This is a genomic window from Pseudomonas sp. CFBP 5748 (genome assembly GCF_053850495.1).
In genome coordinates, this window is sequence record NZ_JBSPTN010000002.1 from 613,163 (window position 1) to 635,058 (window position 21,896).

21 protein-coding genes and 1 pseudogene are annotated in these 21,896 nt (G+C 57.8%); 12 read left to right on the forward strand and 10 right to left on the reverse strand.

Annotated elements, in window-relative coordinates; genetic code table 11:
- Window positions 1-16: 16 nt before the first annotated feature.
- A complete protein-coding gene (locus ACWNZ1_RS07420; protein WP_456027533.1) occupies window positions 17-1,669 on the reverse strand; it encodes a DUF1302 domain-containing protein in 1,653 nt (550 codons plus the stop codon).
- Between the two features lie 329 nt (window positions 1,670-1,998).
- On the opposite strand from ACWNZ1_RS07420, the gene ACWNZ1_RS07425 reads away from it, so the two are divergent.
- On the forward strand, window positions 1,999-2,685 hold the full coding sequence (locus ACWNZ1_RS07425) for a GntR family transcriptional regulator (RefSeq protein ID WP_046061932.1): 687 nt from the start codon (window positions 1,999-2,001) through the stop codon (window positions 2,683-2,685).
- 78 nt (window positions 2,686-2,763) lie between these two features.
- On the opposite strand, the gene ACWNZ1_RS07430 is transcribed toward ACWNZ1_RS07425, so the two are convergent.
- From ACWNZ1_RS07430 to ACWNZ1_RS07440, 3 genes are all read right to left on the reverse strand, one after another.
- Complete coding sequence (locus ACWNZ1_RS07430) at window positions 2,764-4,401, reverse strand: bifunctional 3-(3-hydroxy-phenyl)propionate/3-hydroxycinnamic acid hydroxylase (protein ID WP_310360427.1); 1,638 nt, start codon at window positions 4,399-4,401, stop codon at window positions 2,764-2,766.
- A gap of 100 nt (window positions 4,402-4,501) precedes the next feature.
- The gene (locus ACWNZ1_RS07435) at window positions 4,502-5,062 is read right to left on the reverse strand and encodes a VOC family protein (RefSeq protein ID WP_046061934.1); all 561 of its coding nucleotides are present in this window, start codon (window positions 5,060-5,062) and stop codon (window positions 4,502-4,504) included.
- A 41-nt stretch (window positions 5,063-5,103) separates the two neighbouring features.
- Window positions 5,104-5,955, reverse strand: coding sequence for a fumarylacetoacetate hydrolase family protein (locus ACWNZ1_RS07440; protein WP_046061935.1), 852 nt, complete (start codon window positions 5,953-5,955; stop codon window positions 5,104-5,106).
- A gap of 124 nt (window positions 5,956-6,079) precedes the next feature.
- Between ACWNZ1_RS07440 and ACWNZ1_RS07445 the strand changes: the two genes are divergently transcribed.
- The 5 genes from ACWNZ1_RS07445 to ACWNZ1_RS07465 all read left to right on the forward strand — a co-directional run bounded on the left by ACWNZ1_RS07445 (window position 6,080) and on the right by ACWNZ1_RS07465 (window position 10,015).
- Window positions 6,080-6,661 carry an amino acid synthesis family protein gene (locus tag ACWNZ1_RS07445; RefSeq protein ID WP_046061936.1) on the forward strand — a complete coding sequence of 194 codons (582 nt, stop codon included), beginning with the start codon at window positions 6,080-6,082 and terminating at the stop codon, window positions 6,659-6,661.
- A gap of 72 nt (window positions 6,662-6,733) precedes the next feature.
- Entirely contained in the window at window positions 6,734-7,849 is a 1,116-nt protein-coding gene (locus ACWNZ1_RS07450; RefSeq protein WP_456027534.1) for an alcohol dehydrogenase catalytic domain-containing protein, read from the forward strand.
- Between the two features lie 70 nt (window positions 7,850-7,919).
- Entirely contained in the window at window positions 7,920-8,456 is a 537-nt protein-coding gene (locus ACWNZ1_RS07455; RefSeq protein ID WP_052435068.1) for a cupin domain-containing protein, read from the forward strand.
- A 37-nt stretch (window positions 8,457-8,493) separates the two neighbouring features.
- The gene (locus ACWNZ1_RS07460; protein WP_095962593.1) at window positions 8,494-9,342 is read left to right on the forward strand and encodes a 3-hydroxyacyl-CoA dehydrogenase NAD-binding domain-containing protein; all 849 of its coding nucleotides are present in this window, start codon (window positions 8,494-8,496) and stop codon (window positions 9,340-9,342) included.
- Entirely contained in the window at window positions 9,329-10,015 is a 687-nt protein-coding gene (locus ACWNZ1_RS07465) for a TetR/AcrR family transcriptional regulator (RefSeq protein ID WP_082343550.1), read from the forward strand. Before ACWNZ1_RS07460 ends, ACWNZ1_RS07465 begins: the two co-directional genes overlap by 14 nt.
- On the opposite strand, the pseudogene ACWNZ1_RS07470 reads toward ACWNZ1_RS07465, so the two are convergent.
- Window positions 9,912-10,301: pseudogene (locus ACWNZ1_RS07470) on the reverse strand (sugar phosphate isomerase/epimerase); the annotation flags it as partial. The gene ACWNZ1_RS07465 and the pseudogene ACWNZ1_RS07470 overlap by 104 nt on opposite strands.
- A 615-nt stretch (window positions 10,302-10,916) precedes the next feature.
- Between ACWNZ1_RS07470 and ACWNZ1_RS07475 the strand changes: the two are divergent.
- Window positions 10,917-11,132 carry a hypothetical protein gene (locus ACWNZ1_RS07475; RefSeq protein ID WP_041020391.1) on the forward strand — a complete coding sequence of 72 codons (216 nt, stop codon included), beginning with the start codon at window positions 10,917-10,919 and terminating at the stop codon, window positions 11,130-11,132.
- 338 nt (window positions 11,133-11,470) lie between these two features.
- Here ACWNZ1_RS07475 and ACWNZ1_RS07480 read toward each other — a convergent pair whose 3' ends face one another.
- From ACWNZ1_RS07480 to ACWNZ1_RS07500, 5 genes are all read right to left on the reverse strand, one after another.
- Entirely contained in the window at window positions 11,471-12,544 is a 1,074-nt protein-coding gene (locus tag ACWNZ1_RS07480) for a polyamine ABC transporter substrate-binding protein (RefSeq protein WP_063680200.1), read from the reverse strand.
- A gap of 44 nt (window positions 12,545-12,588) precedes the next feature.
- Window positions 12,589-12,930, reverse strand: coding sequence for a cupin domain-containing protein (locus ACWNZ1_RS07485; RefSeq protein WP_095962590.1), 342 nt, complete (start codon window positions 12,928-12,930; stop codon window positions 12,589-12,591).
- The gene (locus ACWNZ1_RS07490) at window positions 12,927-14,351 is read right to left on the reverse strand and encodes an NAD(P)/FAD-dependent oxidoreductase (protein WP_456027535.1); all 1,425 of its coding nucleotides are present in this window, start codon (window positions 14,349-14,351) and stop codon (window positions 12,927-12,929) included. The genes ACWNZ1_RS07485 and ACWNZ1_RS07490 overlap by 4 nt, the downstream gene beginning before the upstream one ends.
- 57 nt (window positions 14,352-14,408) lie before the next feature.
- On the reverse strand, window positions 14,409-15,209 hold the full coding sequence (locus ACWNZ1_RS07495; RefSeq protein WP_030141819.1) for a helix-turn-helix domain-containing protein: 801 nt from the start codon (window positions 15,207-15,209) through the stop codon (window positions 14,409-14,411).
- Between the two features lie 104 nt (window positions 15,210-15,313).
- Complete coding sequence (locus ACWNZ1_RS07500; protein ID WP_456027536.1) at window positions 15,314-16,207, reverse strand: DMT family transporter; 894 nt, start codon at window positions 16,205-16,207, stop codon at window positions 15,314-15,316.
- A 192-nt stretch (window positions 16,208-16,399) separates the two neighbouring features.
- Here ACWNZ1_RS07500 and ACWNZ1_RS07505 point away from each other — a divergent pair, with 192 nt between their 5' ends.
- The 5 genes from ACWNZ1_RS07505 to ACWNZ1_RS07525 all read left to right on the forward strand — a co-directional run bounded on the left by ACWNZ1_RS07505 (window position 16,400) and on the right by ACWNZ1_RS07525 (window position 21,746).
- The gene (locus ACWNZ1_RS07505) at window positions 16,400-17,017 is read left to right on the forward strand and encodes a TetR/AcrR family transcriptional regulator (protein ID WP_025214418.1); all 618 of its coding nucleotides are present in this window, start codon (window positions 16,400-16,402) and stop codon (window positions 17,015-17,017) included.
- 185 nt (window positions 17,018-17,202) lie between these two features.
- On the forward strand, window positions 17,203-18,510 hold the full coding sequence (gene soxC / locus ACWNZ1_RS07510) for a sulfite dehydrogenase (RefSeq protein ID WP_235868343.1): 1,308 nt from the start codon (window positions 17,203-17,205) through the stop codon (window positions 18,508-18,510).
- Window positions 18,497-19,072, forward strand: a complete 576-nt coding sequence (locus ACWNZ1_RS07515) for a c-type cytochrome (RefSeq protein ID WP_052239506.1) — start codon at window positions 18,497-18,499, stop codon at window positions 19,070-19,072. The genes soxC and ACWNZ1_RS07515 overlap by 14 nt, the downstream gene beginning before the upstream one ends.
- Before the next feature lie 61 nt (window positions 19,073-19,133).
- Window positions 19,134-19,523: a DUF2946 family protein gene (locus ACWNZ1_RS07520; protein ID WP_095962586.1), complete on the forward strand. Its 390-nt coding sequence runs from the start codon at window positions 19,134-19,136 to the stop codon at window positions 19,521-19,523.
- A gap of 72 nt (window positions 19,524-19,595) precedes the next feature.
- Window positions 19,596-21,746: a TonB-dependent receptor gene (locus ACWNZ1_RS07525; RefSeq protein WP_456027537.1), complete on the forward strand. Its 2,151-nt coding sequence runs from the start codon at window positions 19,596-19,598 to the stop codon at window positions 21,744-21,746.
- Window positions 21,747-21,896 lie beyond the last annotated feature (150 nt).

Here is a 21,896-nt window from a genome sequence, read left to right on the forward strand (position 1 = left end):
CCCGCCTGTTCTTTGCTTAAAAGGTTCGCTGGATCGAAAACGCCACGAAATCCCGGTCTTTCATGTTTTGCTGATAGGTGAACGAATTGGCTGAATTAATGACGGGCCCGGCCTCACCAAAGAAGTTGGTGTAGCTCAGCGAGGCGTACCACTGCTTCTTGTAATCGGCCTTGAGACCCAGGGTCAGGTCGCCGCCATGTTCCGGGCCAAATGCCTGGGGCGTGACGGAAGAACGCCCGGACGGGTTATAGCCAAGGGTGATCGGCGCTTGGACGTCGATGCCAGGAAAAACCTGGAAATATTGCGGTTCAAACGTGAAGCGCATGGCGAACGCATCGCGCGTGGTGTTGGGGTCCAGTTGATCGGCGTTCTTGGTCACGCTCAGCCGTCGGTTGAACGCCAGTTCACCCACCAGGGAAGCGCCGTCCCACAACGCGGATCCGCCGTAGACATTGATCATCGATACCTGGGCATGCCACGACCGACCAATGGGATACGCGGGGTTGGAATCGTTGTCGGCGTCCATGCCAGTGATGATGGTGCCGCCGACACCCGCCAGGGGCGTATCGAGCCTGATCGATGTTTCACCGGCAATATTGGCCTCGCCCACCAGCGTACTGAAGCTGGCACCGAAGACCTTCACGTCCTCGGGATAGACGTTGATAAACGAGTCGTCGGCCCCCGGCACCAGCGCGGCCGGGCGGAAGTAGAACACCGGTGTTTTTTCGTGATACTTCGCGGCGTAGAGCCCGAACTCCCAGTCCTCCACCGCGAATTTCAATTGTGCGCCGAACTGCCCGGAGTCCCTCGCCTCCTTGTCTTTGCCATGACGCAACTCACCCGTGGGGAAGAACACCCGCTCCCCGCCTTCACCCACAAAGTCCGCCCCGCTGAAGTAGCTACCTGCGGCGGGCAGACGGGTCTTGTTCCATTCGAATTGGTAGTAAGCCCCCACGCTCACGGTGTCGTTCAGTTGCCAGTTGCCAGACACCTGCTTGGTGGGCATCAGGATTTCTTTGAATTGGGAACCGGGGACTGATTGAAGCTTCACCAGGTCCACGGTGGACTGGGCGTTGGCAATGCCGTTGGCGCCGAAGAACAGGCTTTCACCGTAAATCTGGGTGAACTGCCCGAGCCGCCCGGACAACGAGGTCGTGCCGATTTCCGTCGAGCCATAGACAAACGCGTCGAGGATTTCAGTCCGTTGGCCATGGATACGGCGGGTGTCGCTGGTGAATTCATCGTGGTCGACACTCACCGAGTTGGCGGTGCCCGGTGAATCGTTGTCATTGTCCTGGCTGTAGACGTTGTCGTACCAGGACGCCGCGCTGAGGCGTGCACCGACGTCTTTGTACTTGATGTCGAATTCGGAAAGGATGTCCAGACGATTGGAAATCAGCCCGCGATCGAAATTTCGATCGCCGTCGTCCAGGTTGGGATTGCTGTTGGAGGTCCCAGGGCCTACCGCAACCTTGTGGTCGAGCTTGTTCACGCGCCAGGCGTTGCTGTATTTGATGGTGTTATCCCAGGTCGCCGAAAGGTCCGGATTATCGGTGTCGATCTGGAAGGCTTGCGCCTGGGTTGAAAGACCCAGCAGTACCGTAGCGCTGACTGCGCAGGCAAGGCTGGAGACCGGCAACGGGCAGAACCGCTGGTTGGCTGTTTTCATGGAGATGTTCCTGTTTTCTTGTTTTTGTAAAAGGTCATCCACTCGCAGCCTTGGCCGCGAATACCGCTGGCATCGCTATAATGCGTAAAAATATATTTACTGCACTCAAAACTACTTTATGCACAAAACCTATCCTTGCGCAAATTCAAAGTCAAGCGGATTCAGGCGAGCATCGCGCATTTGGGGGTTGAGAAAAGGAAGGGAAAGTCGACAGAGGGCCGAAAGACCCGGCAGAACCCCATCGACAGCAGGCGCTCAATCAGTCTTTGCACTAAACTTTGTTTTGCGCATAAAATGCGTTTGGTGCAAATTTCAGGACGACTCCGACCATGATTCCCTCTCCCAGCGTTCCGCTGATTGATGTCGCGTTGACGAAGATGAAAAAAGCGATCGTCTGTTGTGAGCTGCCCCCCGGCGAAAAGCTCAAGGTCGCAGAGTTGTCCAAGACCTACGGACTCAGCAGCTCGCCGATTCGTGAAGCGCTCAATCGTCTGACCCAGGATGGCGTGGTCGAAGCCAGCGATAACAAAGGCTTCAGGGTTGCCCCCATTTCCGTCACCGATTTTCGCGACATCACGCGCATGCGTTGTCTGCTGGAATGCGAGGCGTTGGCCGATGCCATTCAGCATGGCGACGACGCCTGGGAAGCCGATGTGCTCGGGGCATTTCATCGCCTGAATCTGGTGGAGAAAAAACTCGGAAGCGGTGTGCTGGTGCTCGATGATGAATGGTCGACCCGACACAAGTCCTTTCACTTCGCCCTGTTCGCGGCGTGCCCATCACCGTTGTTGCTGAAGATGATCGACTCGTTGTTTGATCGAGCTGAACGCTACCGGCGCTTTTCCGCCCGGCAGCGGATCACCCAGCGGCATAAGGGCAACGAGCATCAGAAGTTGATGGAAGCGGCGCTGGCTCGCGATACTGAGAAAGCCGTCACCTTACTGCGCAATCACATCCAGGAAACCCTGGGCCGGATCGTCGAAGCCATAGAACGCCGACAAGCCACACTTCAATAAGCCGTACGTAATAAAGCCCTTCGCCTGGCACTGTTTTCGTGGACAGCACCAGGCGAAGGGCGTGTTGCCCTTCAGGCTTTAAGCCTGTTCGAACCTGATCGTCTTATCGCAAACACCACCTTGAGCCGACGTGGGTTTCTGCGGCGGCTTGCACCACAGCGCAAGCTCCATGCCCTCGAGCAACTCCATCGCCCAGGCCACCGTGACTGCCCCGCCATACACGTAGTGATCAGGCCGCACGATCACCACATTGCACCCTCGCTGTTCCAGCCATTGCGCCAACAGCCCATCGACTTCCTGATACTCATCGGCAGCGCGAGCGCCTGATTGCTCAGGGTTGACCAACCGCACGACGTGAATAGGCAAGCCTTTGAGCGACTGGCTGCTGCGCAGACATCTCAACAACGCAGTGGCATCGAAGCCGGGGGCAACGACCACACGAAACACCTGGCCGGTAAACTCATCGAGCAGGGCCCGCTTGCCGACATGGTCGATCACCATTGGCTGGGGAAACAGCTCACCGGCCGGCGACACTTGCGCGATAAACCCCTGGGACAGACCGGGGATCAACGATTGCCGGATGGTCCCGCCCGGGTTCTCCTTCATATGTTCGATCAACCGTGCATCCCGGTTCGCGGCTCTTTCGCTGTCGCGCTCGCAGATCACTCCGCCGAACTCCTTGGCCGCCAGAGTGGTCTGGCGCACATGAGGGATACGCTCGATCTGATAGGTCTCCAGGAACTCCGGAGCCGCCAACCCTTCTTTCACCAGGGCGATTTTCCAGACCAGGTTCAAGGCATCGCGGATCCCCTGGCACATGCCTTGTGCCAGGAATGGCGGCGTCATGTGGGCCGCGTCCCCGAGAAAGAACACCCGGTCCGCTTTCCACTGCTCCAAGATCAATGCATGGAATCGGTACGCCGAAGCCCGCCATAACTGATAGTCCTGCTCCGGCAACCAGCGGGAAATCAGCTTCTTGATCATTTCAGGTTTTGAGATTTCCGACGGCTGCTCATCCGGATTGATCATGAACTCCCAGCGACGATGTCGCCCGGGGCCGACGACAAAGGTGCACGGCCTGGCCAATTCGCAGAACTGGACGTTGGTCTTCGGTAGGTCCTCCCCCGCCCCTTCGTTGAGGATCACATCGACCACCAGCCACGGCTCGTCGAACGCAAGGTCGTCCATCTTCAACCCCAAGCGGGTGCGGATCGGGCTGGTGCCGCCATCGCAGGCCAGCACATGGGCCGCCGTGACCGTGCGCTCAGTCCCGTCCTTCGCCTGGATACGCACATTCGCCTGGGACTCGGCGGAGTCGACCGACAGCACCTCAGAGCCCAGCTCAACGGTTACCGATTTGAAACTGGCAATTTTTTCGCGAAGTGCACGCTCCACCGGCGGCTGGGAAAACACATAGTTCGGCGCCCAGCCCAGCGGAAAAGGCGGTTGGGCAGCGTCAATGCGCTTGATCAACTGAGAACCGGTCGTACGGTACTCCGAGGGACGGTACGGCATGACATGTTCGGCAATGCTGTCAGCCAGGCCGATATTGCCGAAGACTCGCATCACTTCATGGTCAAAGCCCATGGCCCGAGGGTTGGCATAGACCGTTTCGGACTTCTCCACCACCAGGGCATTGAGCCCCCACAGACCGGCCAGATTGGCGCACAAGGCGCCCACCGGTCCCATTCCAACAATGATGACATCGTAGTCCATCGTCTACTCCGCTTCTTGTAGTTGTCGATTGCGAGTGCTGGTTGATGCCAATCACAACGTCTGTTCATCAACCAGATATCGTCTTTACCGGATGGAACGATCAGACGATTCGGACCCGCTGCTCCTCAATCTTCGTGCGAATGGAGTCCATCCATTGCGCGCGCGTCTGGAACTCTGGACGGCGCCTGCACATTGCCTCGGTCTGGGCCAGAATGACCTCGGTCGGTAGCTCGAGATCCAGAGGTTCCTTGCACGGCTGAGCGGTATAGAACGGTGTATCGACATACATCTCGACGGGGTTGCCTTCAGGGTCCTTGAAATAAATCGACCAGGCATTCCCGTGGTCCACTTGGGCGATGCCCTCAATGCCGCTTTTTTTGGCGAATTGATAGTACGCCTTCAGGTCATCCAACGAATTGAGCAGGAACGACAGTTGATTGATCGGGTTGAACGGCAGATCAACAGGCTTCCCGTCAAACAGCACGACCTGATGATGCAGCTCTGGATTCTGCGTCATGAAGAAAAGACGATGCCCTGTCGAGGCCACGCCTTTGTCGCTGACGATGAAACCCAGGACGCGACAATAGAAGTCGACCATCCGATCCAAGTCTGAGCAGAACACGCCGGAATGGGTGAAATTGATAGTAGGTAAGGCGGGCATGTGGAACCTCCAGTTTCTTATGATTGTGTAGAGGACAACGCTCAGGCTTCGTCAATGACGCCGTTCGATAGGGTCCCGATTTCAGTGATGACCACTTCGAACACATCACCCGGCTTCAAGAAAATCGGCGGTTTGCGCTTGAAACCGATCCCGCTCGGCGTACCGGTTGCCAGAATGTCGCCAGGGTTCCATGGCAGCGCCTTGGACACGTAGGAGATCAAATGTGGAATGTCGAAAGCCAGCTCCGAGAGGCTGCCTTCCTGCAGTTGCTCACCGTTAAGAATGCCCCGTACCACCAGCGTACGGTAATCGGAAATTTCCGACGCGGGAATGATCCAGGGGCCCAGTGCGCCAGTTTTTCTGAATGTCTTGCCCATGCCGTACTGGTGCGTATGGAACTGCCAATCCCGCACGCTGGCATCGTTAAAGCAGGTGTAACCCGCCACATGGTCCATTGCATCGGCCGGATCGATGTGCGCGCCACCTTTACCAATGACAACGGCCAACTCAGCTTCGAAGTCGAACTGCTCTGAAACTTTGGGCCTGACCAGTGGTTCGCCGTGGGGCAATAGCGTTTCGGCAAATCGCTGGAATATCACTGGAAATTCCCCGACCTTCCGGCCGGCCTCTTCGGCATGAGCCACATAGTTGATGCCCACACAGATCACCTTGCCGGGATTAGGTATGACAGCCTCCAGTTGAATGCTGGAAAACGGATAATCGGCCTGGGCGGTCTCGACGATCTTGCGTGCCTCCTGTACCAGCAATCGATTGGCCAGAAACGAGGCAAGATCCGGAACTTGCGCAAAACGACGGGTCAGCTCGACCACCCCATCACCTGACACGGCGCCAAAATGGGCCTTCCCTTCTTTGCGGTACGAAATCAGCTTCATGTTCCTCTCCTATTTTTTATGCACAAAAACTAATTTCTTGCACCATACATCATTAAATGCATAATGCAAAAGGTCGCGAAAAAAAATAATGAGCCCCATGAGGCTCCTGGTTCTGGAGGCAAGCATGTCGCTGGTGATGGTTCGTAAGATCAAACTGGACATCGAAGAAATATTCCACGAGGGAGGCCCCCGTATATCAACACCATTGCGCATCGCGGTCGCTACCGCTGTGGTCGCCAATCCCTACGCCGGCAGATATGAAGAAGACCTGCTGCCCTTCATGCAGGAGCTCAGGGGATTAGGCGCACAACTGTCGGAGCAATTGATCCAGGCGCTGGGCGGTGCCTCGCAAGTGCAAGCTTATGGCAAGGGCGCAATTGTTGGTGAAGACGGCGAACTGGAGCACGGTGCGGTCTGGCACGAAGCCGGGGGTTGGGCGATGCGTGAAGCATTGGGCAACCCCAAGGCAATCGTTCCAGCGGGCAAGACTATCGGTGGCCCTGGTTGCCGGGTGATGATTCCGCTGGGACATATCCAGGCAGCTTATGTCCGCAGTCATTTTGGTGTGGCGGAAATGACCGTGTGGGATGGTCCTCGCCGTGGCGAAATCGCTTTTGGCCTGGCCATGGCCACCGGCGGCAGGATTCATGCGCGGCTGGGCGGCCTGAGTGCTGCCGAAGTGAAGGGCGAAGACGGGTTACGTTGATGCCAGGGTTTTGAAGTGTCGCTCCACGGATTACGTACCACGACAAAAATAATATGAGTATCGGAGAACATCATGACTGCAAAAACGATGCGCGCCGCACGCCTGTATGAAGGCGGCAAACCCATGGTCATCGAGCAGTTGCCCGTACCGGGCATTCGTCCAACTGAAGTGCTCGTCAAGATCAAGGCCTGCGGAATCGTCCCCAACCTCCATAACATCCTGACCAACTGGGTTAAATGGTTCCCCCAAAATCCTCTGCCGAAACTGCCGGCGACCTTCGGCCTTGACCCAACGGGAGTCATCGAGGCAGTAGGCGAACAGGTCTACGACTTCAAGGTTGGTGACCGGGTCTACGTCAATCCGGGCCGCCATTGTGGTTCCTGCCGAGCCTGTCGTGCGGGCAATACCATCGCTTGCACTGCCTATACCTTCAATGGCTATTTCGGTTTCACGCCAAAAAGCCAGCGCATGTTCGAAGACTATCCATACGGTGGTCTTTGCGAGTACATCCCTGCTCCGCAATACAGCCTGGTGAAACTGCCCGATAACCTCAGCTTCGAGACGGCCGCGCGACTGGGCTACCTGGGTACCGCCTACAAGGCAATGCTCAAGGCCAATGTCGGGCCTGGCACCACCCTGTTGATCAATGGCATCAGCGGCACGCTCGGCCTGGGCGCCGTCGCCCTGGCGCTGGCGATGGGCGTTCGCAAGATCCTCGGCACGGCCCGCAACCAGGAGCTCTTCCAACGGGTGAAAGATCTCGCCACGCCAGGCCGGATTGAAATCCACACCCTGGGCACGCTGCCAACCCATGAGTGGGTCAATGAAGTTACGCACGGTGAAGGTGTCGATGTGGTGATCGATGCTCTGGGCCCAGGCGCACCCCACGAGACCCTGACCCAAGCCCTCAAATCCATTCACCGCGGCGGTCATCTGGTCAATATTGGTGCTATCGCAGGTGAGGTCCCCATCGATCTGCACTGGATCATGGACAACGACATCCAGATCAGCGGTTCCGCCTGGTTCACTACTGGGCAAGGACAAGCCATGGCGGACATGGTGGAGTCCGGAACGCTGGATCTTTCATTCTTCGAAAACACGGCCTTCAGCCTTGAAAAGGTGAACGACGCGATTACCGGTATCGAAAATCGCCAGGGAGGCTTCAGTAACTACGTCATTTGCCCCTGACATTAACGACACCTGCTCACCACAACGGCGGGGCTACGTGATGCCCGCCCAACAACACCAGGGGAATGCCATGAAAATCCGAAGAGTCGTCACCGGTCTGGATGCCACAGGCCAATCCGTATTCATCAGCGATGACGCTGCCCCGCGGTCTTGTGTCTTTGAGTCCATTCCCGGCCATGCCATGGCGCACCTTTGGTCCACCGGCTCAACAGTCGGAACGGCCGGCGCTCAGCAGGACCCCACCCTGAGGCACCCTTCCCTGGTGCCCGGTCCGGGCGAAACCAGCCTGGCAATCTATGATTTTCCCCCGGACACCGTGATGCAGAACCCGACGGATGTCGGACAGATGATCGAGGAATTGGGGGGTGCCCTGCCCGGCTTGTTCGAATGCTTTGAACCGGACCACCCGGGCATGCACACGACCCCGACCATTGACTACGGCATCCTGCTCCAGGGTGAACTCTGGCTGGAACTGGACAATGGCGAACAAAAGCTGATCCGGCCCGGAGAGATTGTCATCCAGCGTGGAACCCGACATGCCTGGCGTAACAAGAGCGATCAAATCGCCCGCGCGCTATTCGTGATGATCGGCATGAAGCGTGACTAGTCGACACACACTTTCCCCCGAACCTTAGGTGCTCAACATGACCCTGCAGCACATTGCAGTGATTGGCGCCGGCACGATGGGCAGTGGAATTGCCCAAACCTGCGCGGCAGCCGGCCATACGTTATTGCTCATCGATATCAATGAACAGGCGCTCGGCCGGGGCCTGCAAATCGTGCGAAAAAACCTGGACCGGCAAGTTGAAAAAGGGACACTCCTCCCCGCGCAAGCCATCGAGACCCTGCAACGTATCCATACCTCGACCCATTACACCGACTTGGATGAAATGGACGTAGTGATCGAAGCGGCCACGGAGGACTTGATACTCAAGCGCAAGATCTTGCAGCAAGTTGACACCCATGCTCGCCTGGATTGCCTGATCGCCAGCAACACTTCATCGCTATCGATTACGGAATTGGCGGCGAGCATCGAGCACCCGGAACGCTTCATGGGGATTCACTTCTTCAACCCTGTGCCGATCATGGGCCTGGTGGAGCTGATCCGTGGCTTACAAACCAGCGACGCGACCTGCTCCACCGCCGGGGCACTGGTCGAACAGTTGGGCAAGACCGCAATCCACACCCAGAATCGCCCGGGCTTCATCGTCAACCGAATCCTCATTCCGATGATCAATGAAGCGATCTTCGTCCTTCAGGAAAACGGCGATGCCCAGGCAATCGACGCCAGCATGCGCCTGGGCTGCAACCAACCGATCGGACCGCTCGCATTGGCTGACCTAATTGGCCTGGATACCGTGCTGGGAATTCTGGACAACCTGCAAATAGGTTTTGGCGATCCGAAATACAGGCCCGCCCCGCTGCTCAAAGAGATGGTCGCTGCAGGATTGCTAGGCAAAAAATCAGGACGTGGCTTTCATGTCTATAGCTGAAACTCGCGGTGGGTATGACACGATCCGGGAACGGGCCCTGGAGCTTTTCGTCAGCAAGGGATTCGGACAGGTCAGCATGCGCGAACTGGCTCGCCACGTGGGTATCGCCCCTGGCTCGCTGTACAACCATTTCCCCAGCAAACAAGCCCTGTTGTTCGATCTGATCGAAGAGTTCTACGAAGAACTCCTCATGCTGGTTCAGCCCGTGCGGCAACGAACGGCTGGCGCCCACCCACTGTTGGACCTGATTGCCGCCCACTTACAGCTGCACCGTGAGCGGCCCCTGCATTTTCGACTGGCATTACAGGGTTTTGCCTACCTCGACACCGCTCAGAAGCAACGCATCACCCTCAAACGCGTCAGCTATGAACACGCGTTTCTGCGCGCGGTATTCAGCGATACCTTAAGTGCACAAGAAACAGCTGCAGCGGTCGGGCATGTCATCACGCGTTTTCTCAACTGCCTGCCGGGTTGGCTCGAGGGACACCCGCTGGCTGATGAGGTTAATACCCACCTGATCGAGCGGCTGATCAAAGGGGCTGTGCAAGAATGCTCGGCACAGCCTCAGATCAGCGCCCCGCCTGACACTCATCCCAAACACCACGCATCAGTTCCTTCAGCATCAGCGCCTCGCCCCAGCGATCCGTTATATCGCGCCCATCATGCCTCGTGATCGCATAGGGTGGCGGGCCAAGCTCGCAGGTGAAGGAGAGGATCGCGGGTGTGTTCGGTCGCGCCTGCCAATCCTTGATTCCGTAACGCCACCAGCCTAGAAACCGGTCCAGCCAGGGGCGATGCTGGGCGAAGGTCAACGGCACTTGGAGCTGCTCACTATTAGCGACCCGCCCGTGAAAACCCCAACTGTGTCGCAAGGTGGTGTGAATCTGTTCGTCGTCTTCGGCAGTGGCCGACTCAGGCAGTTCGTGGCCCACGACGTAATGGGAACCAGTGCCCAATATCGTCTCGGATTGATTTACGCGATGCTATCTTCGAGCGAAGTGATAAAAGAGAAAGCTTGCCCTTTGTTCGAACGAAGCCTCGCCCAAGGCTTCGCTCCGCCAGCACTTGAAATTGCCTCTTGGTGCTTGGCGTTACCGATACACCCGAGTACCAAAAAGCCTTGCAGGCCATAGAAACCACCATGCCGCTCTACGAAAAATATTGTCCACAGCCTGTTGTTCGGCTTGAGTGCAAGCCTGAGGAACCCGTGGGCTTCGCCATGCAGTGGGGCAACGGTCGTGATTATCAAGCTTAAATCTAACGACTACAGGGTGATAGCAATCGTGCGCGGCGCTTAGAGTATTACCAGAAGGTCATCGATACCAATGACTGTTACAAGGCCAAACGACGCATGGAATATCTTAAATAGCCCCCGCCTAGTACTGGCTCCAATGCATGACGGTTGCTTCAGAGACAAAGACGTTATCGGGCTTCGGCTGCAGGAAACCGGCTCGGCTCCAGGCATCATTCTTCATCATTAATGCGATTGCTCCCAGCCTTCATATCGATTCGGGGTGGCCATCATCTGTTTTCTGAGTGCTAAGCTGGAAATTTTCAGAGGAAGGCGAAAACAAATGCGTGAAGCGTATTCGCTGACGAATGTACTAGAAAGAATCTACCGGAACCAGGTCAAGCTAGAAGCAGCGATAATGGAGCTTACGCTCCATATCGAAAAGCGAGACGAAGAAGAGGTCGGACGCAATGTCCGTAGAGCTTTGCAAACGATCAAGGAAAAAGCCGGCTTCATCAAACAGGGTTTAGCTCGATTCAAGAAACGGGAAGCCGATTAAGTGATGCTCCTACCGTTTCGAGCGCATCAGCAACTGGGCAAGCGGAAACAACACAGACGATCGTCACACAATCACTGACACTGGGAAATTCCAGACACAAAAAGAGCCACTGATCTGAGCGGCTCTTTTTGAATCTTTGAACGAGAAACGAGACTCGTATCTGGTGTCCGACTCGTTGAAGTCCAAGGATTTTATTTTCTTGCCGGAGCAGGAAAACACTTAATTTTGGACCTGCCTCCAGAGTACATCAAGCGGTCATGGTGCCTGTGTGAGGCATTGCTTTCTTACCGCTGACCTGCCGCCGATGACCCGATTGCCCGCATTATCGGCGATTGGCTTTATTGTCCGTTTTTTATCCGGCTCCAGACACGCGTGCGCAGTCGGTCGGTCTCTAGCGGCATCGCTTCCAGCACAAAGAGTTTCTTCATCACGCTTTCAGGCGGGTACACCATCGGGTCGTTGAGAATGGCCTTGTCGACCATGCCCTCAGCGGCAGCGTTGCCGTTGGCATAGTGCACGTAGTTGCTGATGTCAGCCATGACGCTGGGGTCCAGCAGGTAGTTCAGAAACGCGTAACCGGCCGCTTCATTCGGAGCATCGGCAGGCATGGCGACCATGTCGAACCACATCGGTGAGCCTTCCTTGGGAATGGCGTAGGCAATCTGCTGGCCATTGCCGGCCTCATTGGCTCTTGCTGCCGCCTGCATCACGTCGCCGGAAAACCCTACGACCAGGCAAACGTCACCCGTTGCAAGATCACTGGTGTATTTGGAGTTGTGGAAATAACTCACATAGGGCCGCACGTTGAGCAGAAGGGCCTGGGCCTTCTCGTAGTCGGCCTTGTCCTTGCTGTGATGCTCAAGCCCCAGGTAGTTCAAGGCGATGGGAAGGATCTCGGGGCCGTTGTCGAGCATGGCTACGCCGCATCGGGCGAGTTTTTTCATGTTCTCCGGCTTGAACACGATGTCCCATGAGTCTATCGGTACATCGCCCAGGACTGCCTTGACCTTGGCTACGTTGTAGCCAATGCCGGTGCTGCCCCACAAGTAGGGAAAACCGTATCGGTTGCCCGGATCGTTGGCCTCCAGAACTTTCATCAGCGTCGGATTGAGGTTCTGCCAGTTCGGCAGCTTGCTACGGTCCAGCGGTTTCAGCGCACCGGCCTTGATCTGCCGGGCCATGAAGTGGTTGGAGGGAAACACCACGTCATACCCGGAACGGCCGGCCATCAGTTTGGCGTCGAGGACCTCGTTGCTGTCGTACACGTCATACTGAGTCGGGTGCCCGGTATGGCTGGTAAAGTTTTGCAGGGTATCTGGGGCAATGTAACTGCTCCAGTTGTAGATCCTGACGGTGTCTGCCGCCTGAGCGGTGGACGCGATCAACAGTAGCGGAACGATCGACTTCAACATACGAGACCTCAACCTTTGTTCTTTACGTTATGGGTGAAGGCAGTTCAGAAAATCAGCACGTAGCTTTTGCGAACGGTTTCTTGTATATCCCAGACTCCCGTGGTGTTCGCAGGCAACATCAATGCGTCGCCGGCCTGGATATGAAGGACCTCACCGCCATCCGGGGTGAAGGTGCAGCGCCCCTGGATGAAATGGCAGAACTCCTGTTGCACGATCTGTCGCCGCCAGCGGCCGGGGGTGCATTCCCACACGCCGGCTTCGACGCCGTCATCGCGTTCAACGCTTGTCGTGGCAACCTGTGAAACCGGCTCACCCAGCGGTACGCCGACAGCGCCCGATTCCCCGAGAGACAAGTGCGGGGTGTCGCGAAAATGATCGATCTTCATGGGAACGGCTCCTTGGACTTCATCAATCGTTCCATGCAACCCGCCAGACCCTCGGCCATCCGGCGACGCCAGCGCGGTACATGGAGGTTGGCCAATATCCGATCCTCGTGAACAAAGCTCTGGATAATGGCGTTGTAACCCAGCCAGCGCAGGGGCTCTGGCTCCCAGCGTGGCAACGAGGCCAGCGGACGGTCGGCCCACACCCAAGGCTGGCGGGTCAGTTCGTTGTCCTGACCAAGAATCAGCGCGGCCACGGTGCGACCACCCAGGTTGCTGGCGCCTACGCCTTCGCCGCCATAGCCACCGGCGAGTGCAATTTTCTGGCGGCGGTCGGCCAGCATGTGCGGGTGAAAGCGCCGCGCGACGCCCAAGTTGCCGCCCCAGGCATGAGTCAGACGAACATTGCGCAAAATCGGGAATAGTTCGCTAAACAAGTACTGACGCAACTCACGTTCGGCCTGACTGAGGTTGAAGTCACTGCGCAGGCGACCTCCAAAGCGATAGCCACCGCGGGCACCAAATACCAAGCGGTCATCGCGGCTGCGCTGACCGTAGGTGACCTGTCGGCTGTTTTCGCTGAAAGCCTGGCCACGGCTAAGTCCAATTTCGGCCCACACATCGGCCGGGAGCGGCTCAGTTGCAACGATCAGGCTCTGGGCGGCCAGTTGATATTTGTTTAACGGGGGCAAGGCACTGGCATATCCCTCGACTGCCGGCACCACCCAATCGGCGCTCACCCGACCGTGCTCGGTTCGAACTTGGCCTGCCGTCCAGTCGAGCACAGCGCTTTGCTCGAAAATCCGCACACCCATGCGTTCCACGACATCGGCTAGCCCCCGTACCAACCGGGCAGGTTGAAGGGTCGCGCAGTGAGGTGAATACAGGGCGCCGTACGCCTGGGCCACATCCAATTGTTCGCGCAAAGCCTGAGGGTTCAGCCAGCGATAATCGTCTTCACCCAGGCCTTGCGCACGGGCGGCAGCGAGTTGTTCGCGCAGGCGCCGTTCTTGCTCGGGATACCGCGCCGCGCAGTACAGCACGCCACCTTTACGCAGTTCGCAATCGATGCTTTCGACATGGCACACCCGCGCCACTTCATCGGGAATTCCGTGCAGCAGTTGATATCCTGCATGACGTTGGGCGGCGGGCAAGGGCCCCAGGAGTCGGTCTTCGCCGAGCAGATTCCCCATCAACCAGCCGCCATTGCGGCCGGAGGCGCCGAAACCGGCAATCTGTGCTTCAACTATGACGATGTCCAGGTGCGGTGCTTGCTGCTTGAGGTAATAGGCCGTCCAAAGGCCGCTGTAGCCGGCACCGATGATCACCACATCGGCTCGCAGATCCTGATGCAACGCCGGACGCGGCGTCAGCACCTCATCGACTTGCTCCATCCACAAACTCACACCACCCCAACCAGCCATTACCTGCTCCATCGTTTGATTGCCGACAGAGCTTAATGCGCAGCGAAGGGGCCTGTGTTATCTGCGGGTACGCGCGCAATTGGCCTTCAACCAGGCTTTTGGTGTGCAGCCGGTATGGCTGCGGAAAGCCTTGTAGAACGCCGAGGTGGAATTGAATCCGGCAGCCACTGCGAGGGCATCGATGGGTGCGTTTTCGTCGTAACTGGCGAGGCGTTCAAGGAGGTAGGCCAAGCGAGCCTGAGTCACGTAGCGATAGAAGCTTTGCCCGAGCACTTGATTCAATAGGTAAGACAACTGATTACGGCTGTACCCGGTGGCGCTGGCGATCCGAGCAAGATCCAGGTCAGGATCCAGGAATGGCTGTTGGCGGGTAAAGTAATCGGCCAAGTCTCGCGCCATGAAACTCAACTGGCGCGCCGAGAGCCCTAGCTTACTGATGGCGGGGGCGCGACGCCCGGCGTGGGGCTCGCCGTCGCGCACGAGTGACGCGTATTCGTTGACACGCAGGATCTGACCCTCACATACGGTGATTGCTTCGCTGGTGCGAAAAACCACCCGCTCGCCACTGCCCTTCAGAGCGGTCTGGTACTGGATGAATGCCGTGCAGCCGTCAGCGCGGATGCGGTCATTGTGCTCAAGATATTCATCGGGATGGCGCGGCAACGTGCCGGTGATGTAGGCGCGCAGCTCGGTCAGGCCCATGCTGCGGTTCTGGAAAAAATCGTTGTATTGCACTTGCGGGTGATAGAGCGCGAGTATCGCCTCCAGGTCGCGGTGCTTCCAGGCCATGTGATAGCGCAGCACCACCTCAAGGGTGAGTTTTGTCTGTTCGGCGGTATCTGACGGGACGAGAAGCATGGGTTGACGGGCCTTATGACTGGGCGGCACCAGTCTAGTCCTTGAGTGGTTGAGCGAACAAATTCAGGCACGCGCAGGCGCACATGATTGAGCGAGCGGAGCCTCTAGCTGCCTGTAGCTCTGCCATGCTTGCCACCCAGCACCAACGCAACGCCGCCCAGTACAGCAATGGATGCCAACACCATCCTTACGCTCAGGCTTTCCCCCAGAAAAACGATGCCCGCCAGCGAAGCCAGGATGGGCACGCTCAACTGCACCGTCGCGGCTTGAAACGCTGCCAGATGACGCACCGCGACGTACCAGACCGCGTAGCCGACGCCTGACGCTAGCGCGCCGGAAAGAACCCCATAAAGTATCCCCTGCGGATCCCAACGCAACGCTGAGAGAAACGGCACGCTTGCCATCAAGATCAGGGGAATCGAGCGCAGGAAATTGCCGGTTGTGGTTGCCAAGGGATCGGCGACAGTTTTGCCAAGCAGTGAGTAGATCCCCCATGCCACCCCCGATAACAGCATCGTGAGTGCGCTAACGGGGTCAGGTGCTGCGGCACCTGGAACCAGCAGGCTAACCAAGCCAACAATCGCCAGCACAAACCCAACGACTGCCAACGTGTGCATCCGCTCGCCTTTGAACATGCCGTACAGAACCATGCTCAGCTGAACCGCGCCAAACAGCAGCAATGCCCCCGTCCCGGTCTCCAAATGACGGTACGCGAAGGAAAAAGCGAAGACGTAAACGAACAAGGCAGCGGCCCCCTGCCAACTGCCTTTGCCTATGGTTGAGGTCCGCCTCAAGGCACACAACAGCCATAACACCAAGGCCCCGCTGGCCAGCCGGACAACGCTGAAACTCGCAGCATCAATGTCGGTGTGCTTAAGCGCCAGGCGGCACAGCAAGGAGTTCGCGGCAAAGGCGAGCATGGCGAAACAGATCATCGCGATCAATCTTGCCGAGGCTGACGAGCTGGACGCCTTCGTTACGGGGTTGCTTATTGTCATGGTCGATCCCAATGCCTAGGCAGGCTCTCAGAACTCTTGACGCCACCGCGCCCTTAAAAACACGTTAAACGTCTCTGTACCGATCGGTCAATACAACTATCTTCCTGCAACCATGGGATGAGCTTCGCCCGTCTGTATCCTTCACCGCGCACGCATGGGTATGATTGGCGCTCAACCGGTTGGAATTGACCCATGGGAAAAAAGAACGCCGTCGTCGCCGCCGAACCTGCTGAAACAAGCACTAAGGAGCGGATACTGAAGATCGCTGCGCAGCTGTTCTCGACGCGCGGGTTTCACGCAACCGGCATGGCTGAGTTGGAAAAAGCCACTGGCCTGGCTCGAGGCGCGCTGTATTACCACATCGGCAGCAAGGAAGAATTGCTGTTTGAAATCACCAGCCGGTATTTGCGGGTGCTCATCGCAGAAGGTACGCCCCTGTGCGAGAGCGACCAGCCTGCAGAAGATAAATTTCGCCAATTCTCGGCCATCGTGATGCGCACGATTGTCACCCACCTGGCCGAAATGACGGTGTGTTTTCGAGAAGTGTATTCGGTCATTGGCGAGCGCCAGACTGAATTGCTCGACCTGCACCGGCAGTATGAAAAGCTCTGGTCGAATATCCTCAAGGCTGGCGTGAGCGAGGGGACCTTCCGCACATCTGACTCGTTAGCCGTGAAGGCTATTCTTGGTATCCACCACTACAGCTACTTGTGGATCAAGCCCGGTGGCCCGCGCTCTCCGGAATCCATCGCGACTTTCTTTTGCGACACCCTCCTGCCCGGACTGAAGGTTGAGCCGCGCCCGGCTTGACTGTCATCAGCGGCGCTTCAAGTGCGCCGCTTTCCTCGCTCCCCTCATTCACGTGCCATCACCGATGGTCGTCCTTGCGACTGGACCACGCGCGTTTTTCGTTCTAGGCTTACCTACAGACCGACCGATCGGTCTATAGACTCGCCATTGGGTCCAGCCCGACAAAGGAATCAGAGGGAACAACAATGACAAAAAAATCCATGGTCCCCGCCAAGCAAGACATGCCTCAAACATCTTTGGCTCGCAGGGATTTCTTGATTAAAAGCGGGGCCGTTATCGGTACTGCTGCCTTTGCTCTGGGCGATAGCGACTTGGTCAGCGCAGAGACGACCAACGTCGCCCCTCTTGATCCGAACCTGCCCCTTGAAGTCCCGCAATGGACCCGTAGCCTTGGCGCTCCCACTGCAAGCCCTTATGGCAAACCTTCAACGTTCGAAACCAAAGCCGTCAGGAATCTATATCCCGGCCTGAAGGACACGATGTCCGCCTACAGCACCTCCCCACTTCAAGAGCTGGACGGCATCATTACACCGAACGGCCTGTTCTATGAGCGCCACCACGCAGGTGTCCCGCAAATCGATCCGGCGCAACACCGGCTGGTGATCCATGGCCTCACCGAAAACGCCTTGATCTTTACCGTGGACGAGATACGCCAGTTCCCCGCCGTGTCACGCGTGCACTTCATGGAGTGTTCGGGCAACCCATCGTTTCTTCCTCCCTGGGGTAAAACCGCAGCCGAAGTGAGCGGCCTGGTGAGTTGTGCTGAGTGGACTGGCGTTACCCTGAAGACCCTGCTGGATGAAGCCGGGCTCAAGCTCCAAGCCAAGTGGATCATTGCCGAAGGGGCGGACGGCGCCGCAATGACGCGCAGCATTCCCATCGAGAAATGCCTGGACGATGTGATGGTCGTCTACAGCCAGAACGGCGAGCGTCTCAGGCCGGAACAGGGCTATCCGCTGCGCCTGTTTGTCCCCGGCTACGAGGGCAATACCCACATCAAATGGCTACGCCGACTTCATGTCACCGATTCGCCCGCCTACAGCCGGGAAGAAACCGCCAAATACACCGACTTGATGGCGGACGGCAAGGCTCGGAAGTTTTCCTTCGTCATGGAGTGCAAATCGCTGGTGACCTACCCTTCCGGCACCCAGAAACTGACGCGCAAAGGCCTGCATGAGATGCGTGGCATTGCCTGGAGCGGCCACGGAAAAATCACCCGTGTCGATGTCTCCGTCGACGGCGGCAATAACTGGACGCAAGCCAAATTACAAGAACCCATTCTGACCAAGGCGCTGACTGCCTTCAGGGCGCCTTTCGAATGGAACGGCCAGGAATTGATGATCATGAGCCGCGCCATCGACGAGACCGGCTATGTTCAGCCGATGCTGGAACAGTTGATTGATGAACGTGGCAAGGTCTCTTTCTACCACAACAATTCGGTGCAACCGTGGCGTGTTTCCAGCAATGGGGAGGTGACCAATGGACGGGCTTAAAGGTGGATCGTTTCTCATCGGTTTGCTGTGCGCCTGTGCGCTGACCCATGCCTCGGCACAATCCCAGTACGGTTTGGGCACCAAGGCTACCGAAGCGCAGATCGCCAGTTGGAACATCGACGTGGCACCCGACGGCAAGGCGTTGCCTCCAGGGCGCGCAACGGTGGCTGATGGGGAAAAGGTCTACATGAGCAGCTGCGTCAGCTGTCATGGCGTGAAGCTCGAAGGCGGCATCGGCCCCGCGTTGGCGGGGGGCGCAGGAACGCTGACGACTGACAAACCGCTCAAGACAGTCGGCAGCTATTGGCCCTATGCAACGACGCTTTTCGACTACATCCGCAGAGCCATGCCCTTCCAGGCGCCACAGTCATTGTCCAACGAACAAGTCTATGCGGTGACCGGCTACATCCTGCACATGAACAAGCTGCTAGACGCCAACGCGACCGTGGATGCATCGACCTTGGCGGATGTAAAGATGCCGAATCGAGACGGTTTTTATACCGACGACAGACCGGACAGCAAGGCGGTTGCCTGTATGTCGAACTGTTTAAAAGCTCACTGACGGATCAAAAAATGTAAAATCCGCTCGCCGATAAACCGTTCCTTCTCAACGAGCTTTGCTGATGAAGCTGGCCAGCCGCGAAAAATCGATGATTGCCTGGGTGCTGTACTTCAGCATCTTGTTCGGTTCGTTGCTGTGCGCGATGGGCCATGGAGAAATGGCCGGCTTGCGATTGAGCGGTTTGGACGGCGGACTGTTTTGCTCTACTGACGGCGGGGCAGCATTCAAGGGCCTGCAGGATGTGCCCGCCCCTTCGCTGCCCGTCGTCGGTGATTGCGTCATTGCGAGCCTGTTCGGTGCGATCCTGCTGGCGGCGTTTTTCGGGCTACTCGCCCTGCTTGCCGGTGAGCCAGCCAAACCCTTGCCCGCACAACCGACCCGTTGCCTACCCAGGCAGCAATGGCCCTTGATCAATCCTCGCGCCTCCCCCGCCCTGCTTCCCGCGCTCTGACATCTTCACCACCCGCCGCTGCATCAAGCGCGGCCGGGTGTGTGCTCATCGAATTAAGCCAGGAAGCTCTTCATGTTTCGCTTGACTACTTTAGCGCTGCTCGCGGGCAGCACCTGCGCGTGGGCGCAAGACACTACCCTGAACTTGCCCACCAGCTACATCAACGCCTCGGCCGACCAACCGAAACCGGCCACCCGCCTGGACCTGGATACCCCCATCGAAAGCGGCTCGCGCCTGAATCTCAGTGCCCGGGAAAATCCCGCCTCTGTAAGCGCGGCCGATCGCAAGACGATGGAACGTATCGGCGCACGCAACTTTCAAGACGCGGCGAACGCTCTGCCTGGGGTTAACGCTTCTGCGCCACCCGGCTGGGGCGGCTATGTGTCGTACCGTGGCTTCAACGGTGCCCAGATCAGCCAGCTGTTCAACGGCATCAATCTGCAATACGGTGGCGCGGCCCGTCCGGTCGGCGCCTGGATTTATGACCGGGTGGAGTTGCTCGGCGGCCCTTCCTCGTTCCTCAACGGCAGCGGTGCCGTGGGGGGCAGCCTGAACGTGATCACCAAGCTTGCCAACCGTGAGGAAGATACCTTCGAGGGCCGAATGAGCTACGGTCGCTACGACACCTGGGAAACCGCGGTCGGCTTCAATAAAGCGCTCAACAGCGGCGATGGCCCGCGCCACTATGCGCGCCTCGACTACAGCCGCACCAGCAGCAACGGCTACATAGATCGCCAGGAGAACGGTGCGGGCAACCTGGCCTTCTCGCTGCTCAGCGACATCAACGACCGACTCTCCCATACGCTGGCGATCGAATACCTGGAAGAGAAGGAAGACAGTCCTTACTGGGGCACGCCGGTACTGCAACCGCTGACCGGCAAGCTGCAGATCGACAAGCACAACCGCTTCAACAACTACAACGTTGAGGACGGTCGCTACGAGCAGCGCACCCGCTGGATACGCTCGATCACGGACTACCAGCTGGACGACAATACCCAGTTGCGCAATACCTTCTACCACTACGATGGCCAGCGCGATTACCGCAACCTTGAGGTCTACCGCTACAACAGCGACAACAGCGCCATCGCCCGCTCCGGCGGTTACCGCCAGCGGCACGACCAGGAGGTCAACGGTGACCGAATCGAGTTGACTCACCAGGCTCAACTGTTCGGCCTGGCCAGCGATTGGGCGCTGGGCGTGGATTACAACACCAACCAGCAAACCAATTACCCGTTGTCCAAAGGCGCCTTCGACACCATCGATCCAGATGGCTTCGAGCCGGGCCACTTCCTGGACATTCCGGGGATGGATGCACCGCGCACTAAAGGTCGCAGCACGTGGACCGATACCTCGTCGGCGTTCGTCGAGAACCGCACGCGCCTGACCGAGCAACTGGCGCTGATCACTGCGCTGCGTTATGACCATATCGATTTCGAGGTGGTCGATCATGCGGCGCAGGCCAGACTCGACAAGCGTTGGGATGCAATCACGGGACGCCTGGGCCTGGTGTACGACCTGACGTCGAATGTCAGCCTTTATACCCAATACAGTACCTCGGCCGAGCCGCCGGGAGGGACGCTTACCAGCGCCTCCATTGCCCAGGTGAGCGACTTCGACTTGAGCACCGGTCGCCAATTCGAGGTGGGCAGCAAGTTCGATTTTCTTGACGGTCGCGGCTCGGCCACCGCCGCGGCCTACCGCATCGTGCGCAAGAACATCTCCGTCCCCTCCTCGACGGTGCCCAACACCACCGAACAAGCGGGTCAACAAACCTCCACCGGCATAGAGCTGGCCGCTTCATTCAAGATCACGCCCAAGCTATTGGCGGCCGGTAACTTCAGTTGGGTAAGGGCTGAGTACGACGAGTTCAATGAAACCATCGCCGGTGTTGTGTTCTCGCGCAAAGGCAAGAATCCGGTGAACATTCCCGACCGCGTAGCCAATCTCTGGCTGACCTATGACGTGGCTCCTGACTGGCAGCTCGGGGCCGACGTGCGCTATGTGTCGTCGGTCTACGCTAACACCGCCAATACGACCTGGGTGCCCTCGTACACTGTCTATGGTTTGTCCATGACCCACGATCTGGACAAACACGTACAGGTCAGCGCGCGCCTGCGCAACCTGACCGACGAGGTCTATGCCCGTTTCATCCACCAGAGCAACACCCAGTATTACGTGGGCGAGCCGCGCAGTCTGGAAGTCGCTGTGCAGTGGAAGTACTGACGACCCCGAACGGAATGCAGCACACGGTCTGGCGACCTGACAGGTCTAATCATGATTCGGAGCGCAGGCCTTCCCGCGTTGATCAGCCTGTTTGAATGGCCCGCTGGACGGGACCGCCAGGGACGGCGGCTTTCACTGTTTTTTCTCTGG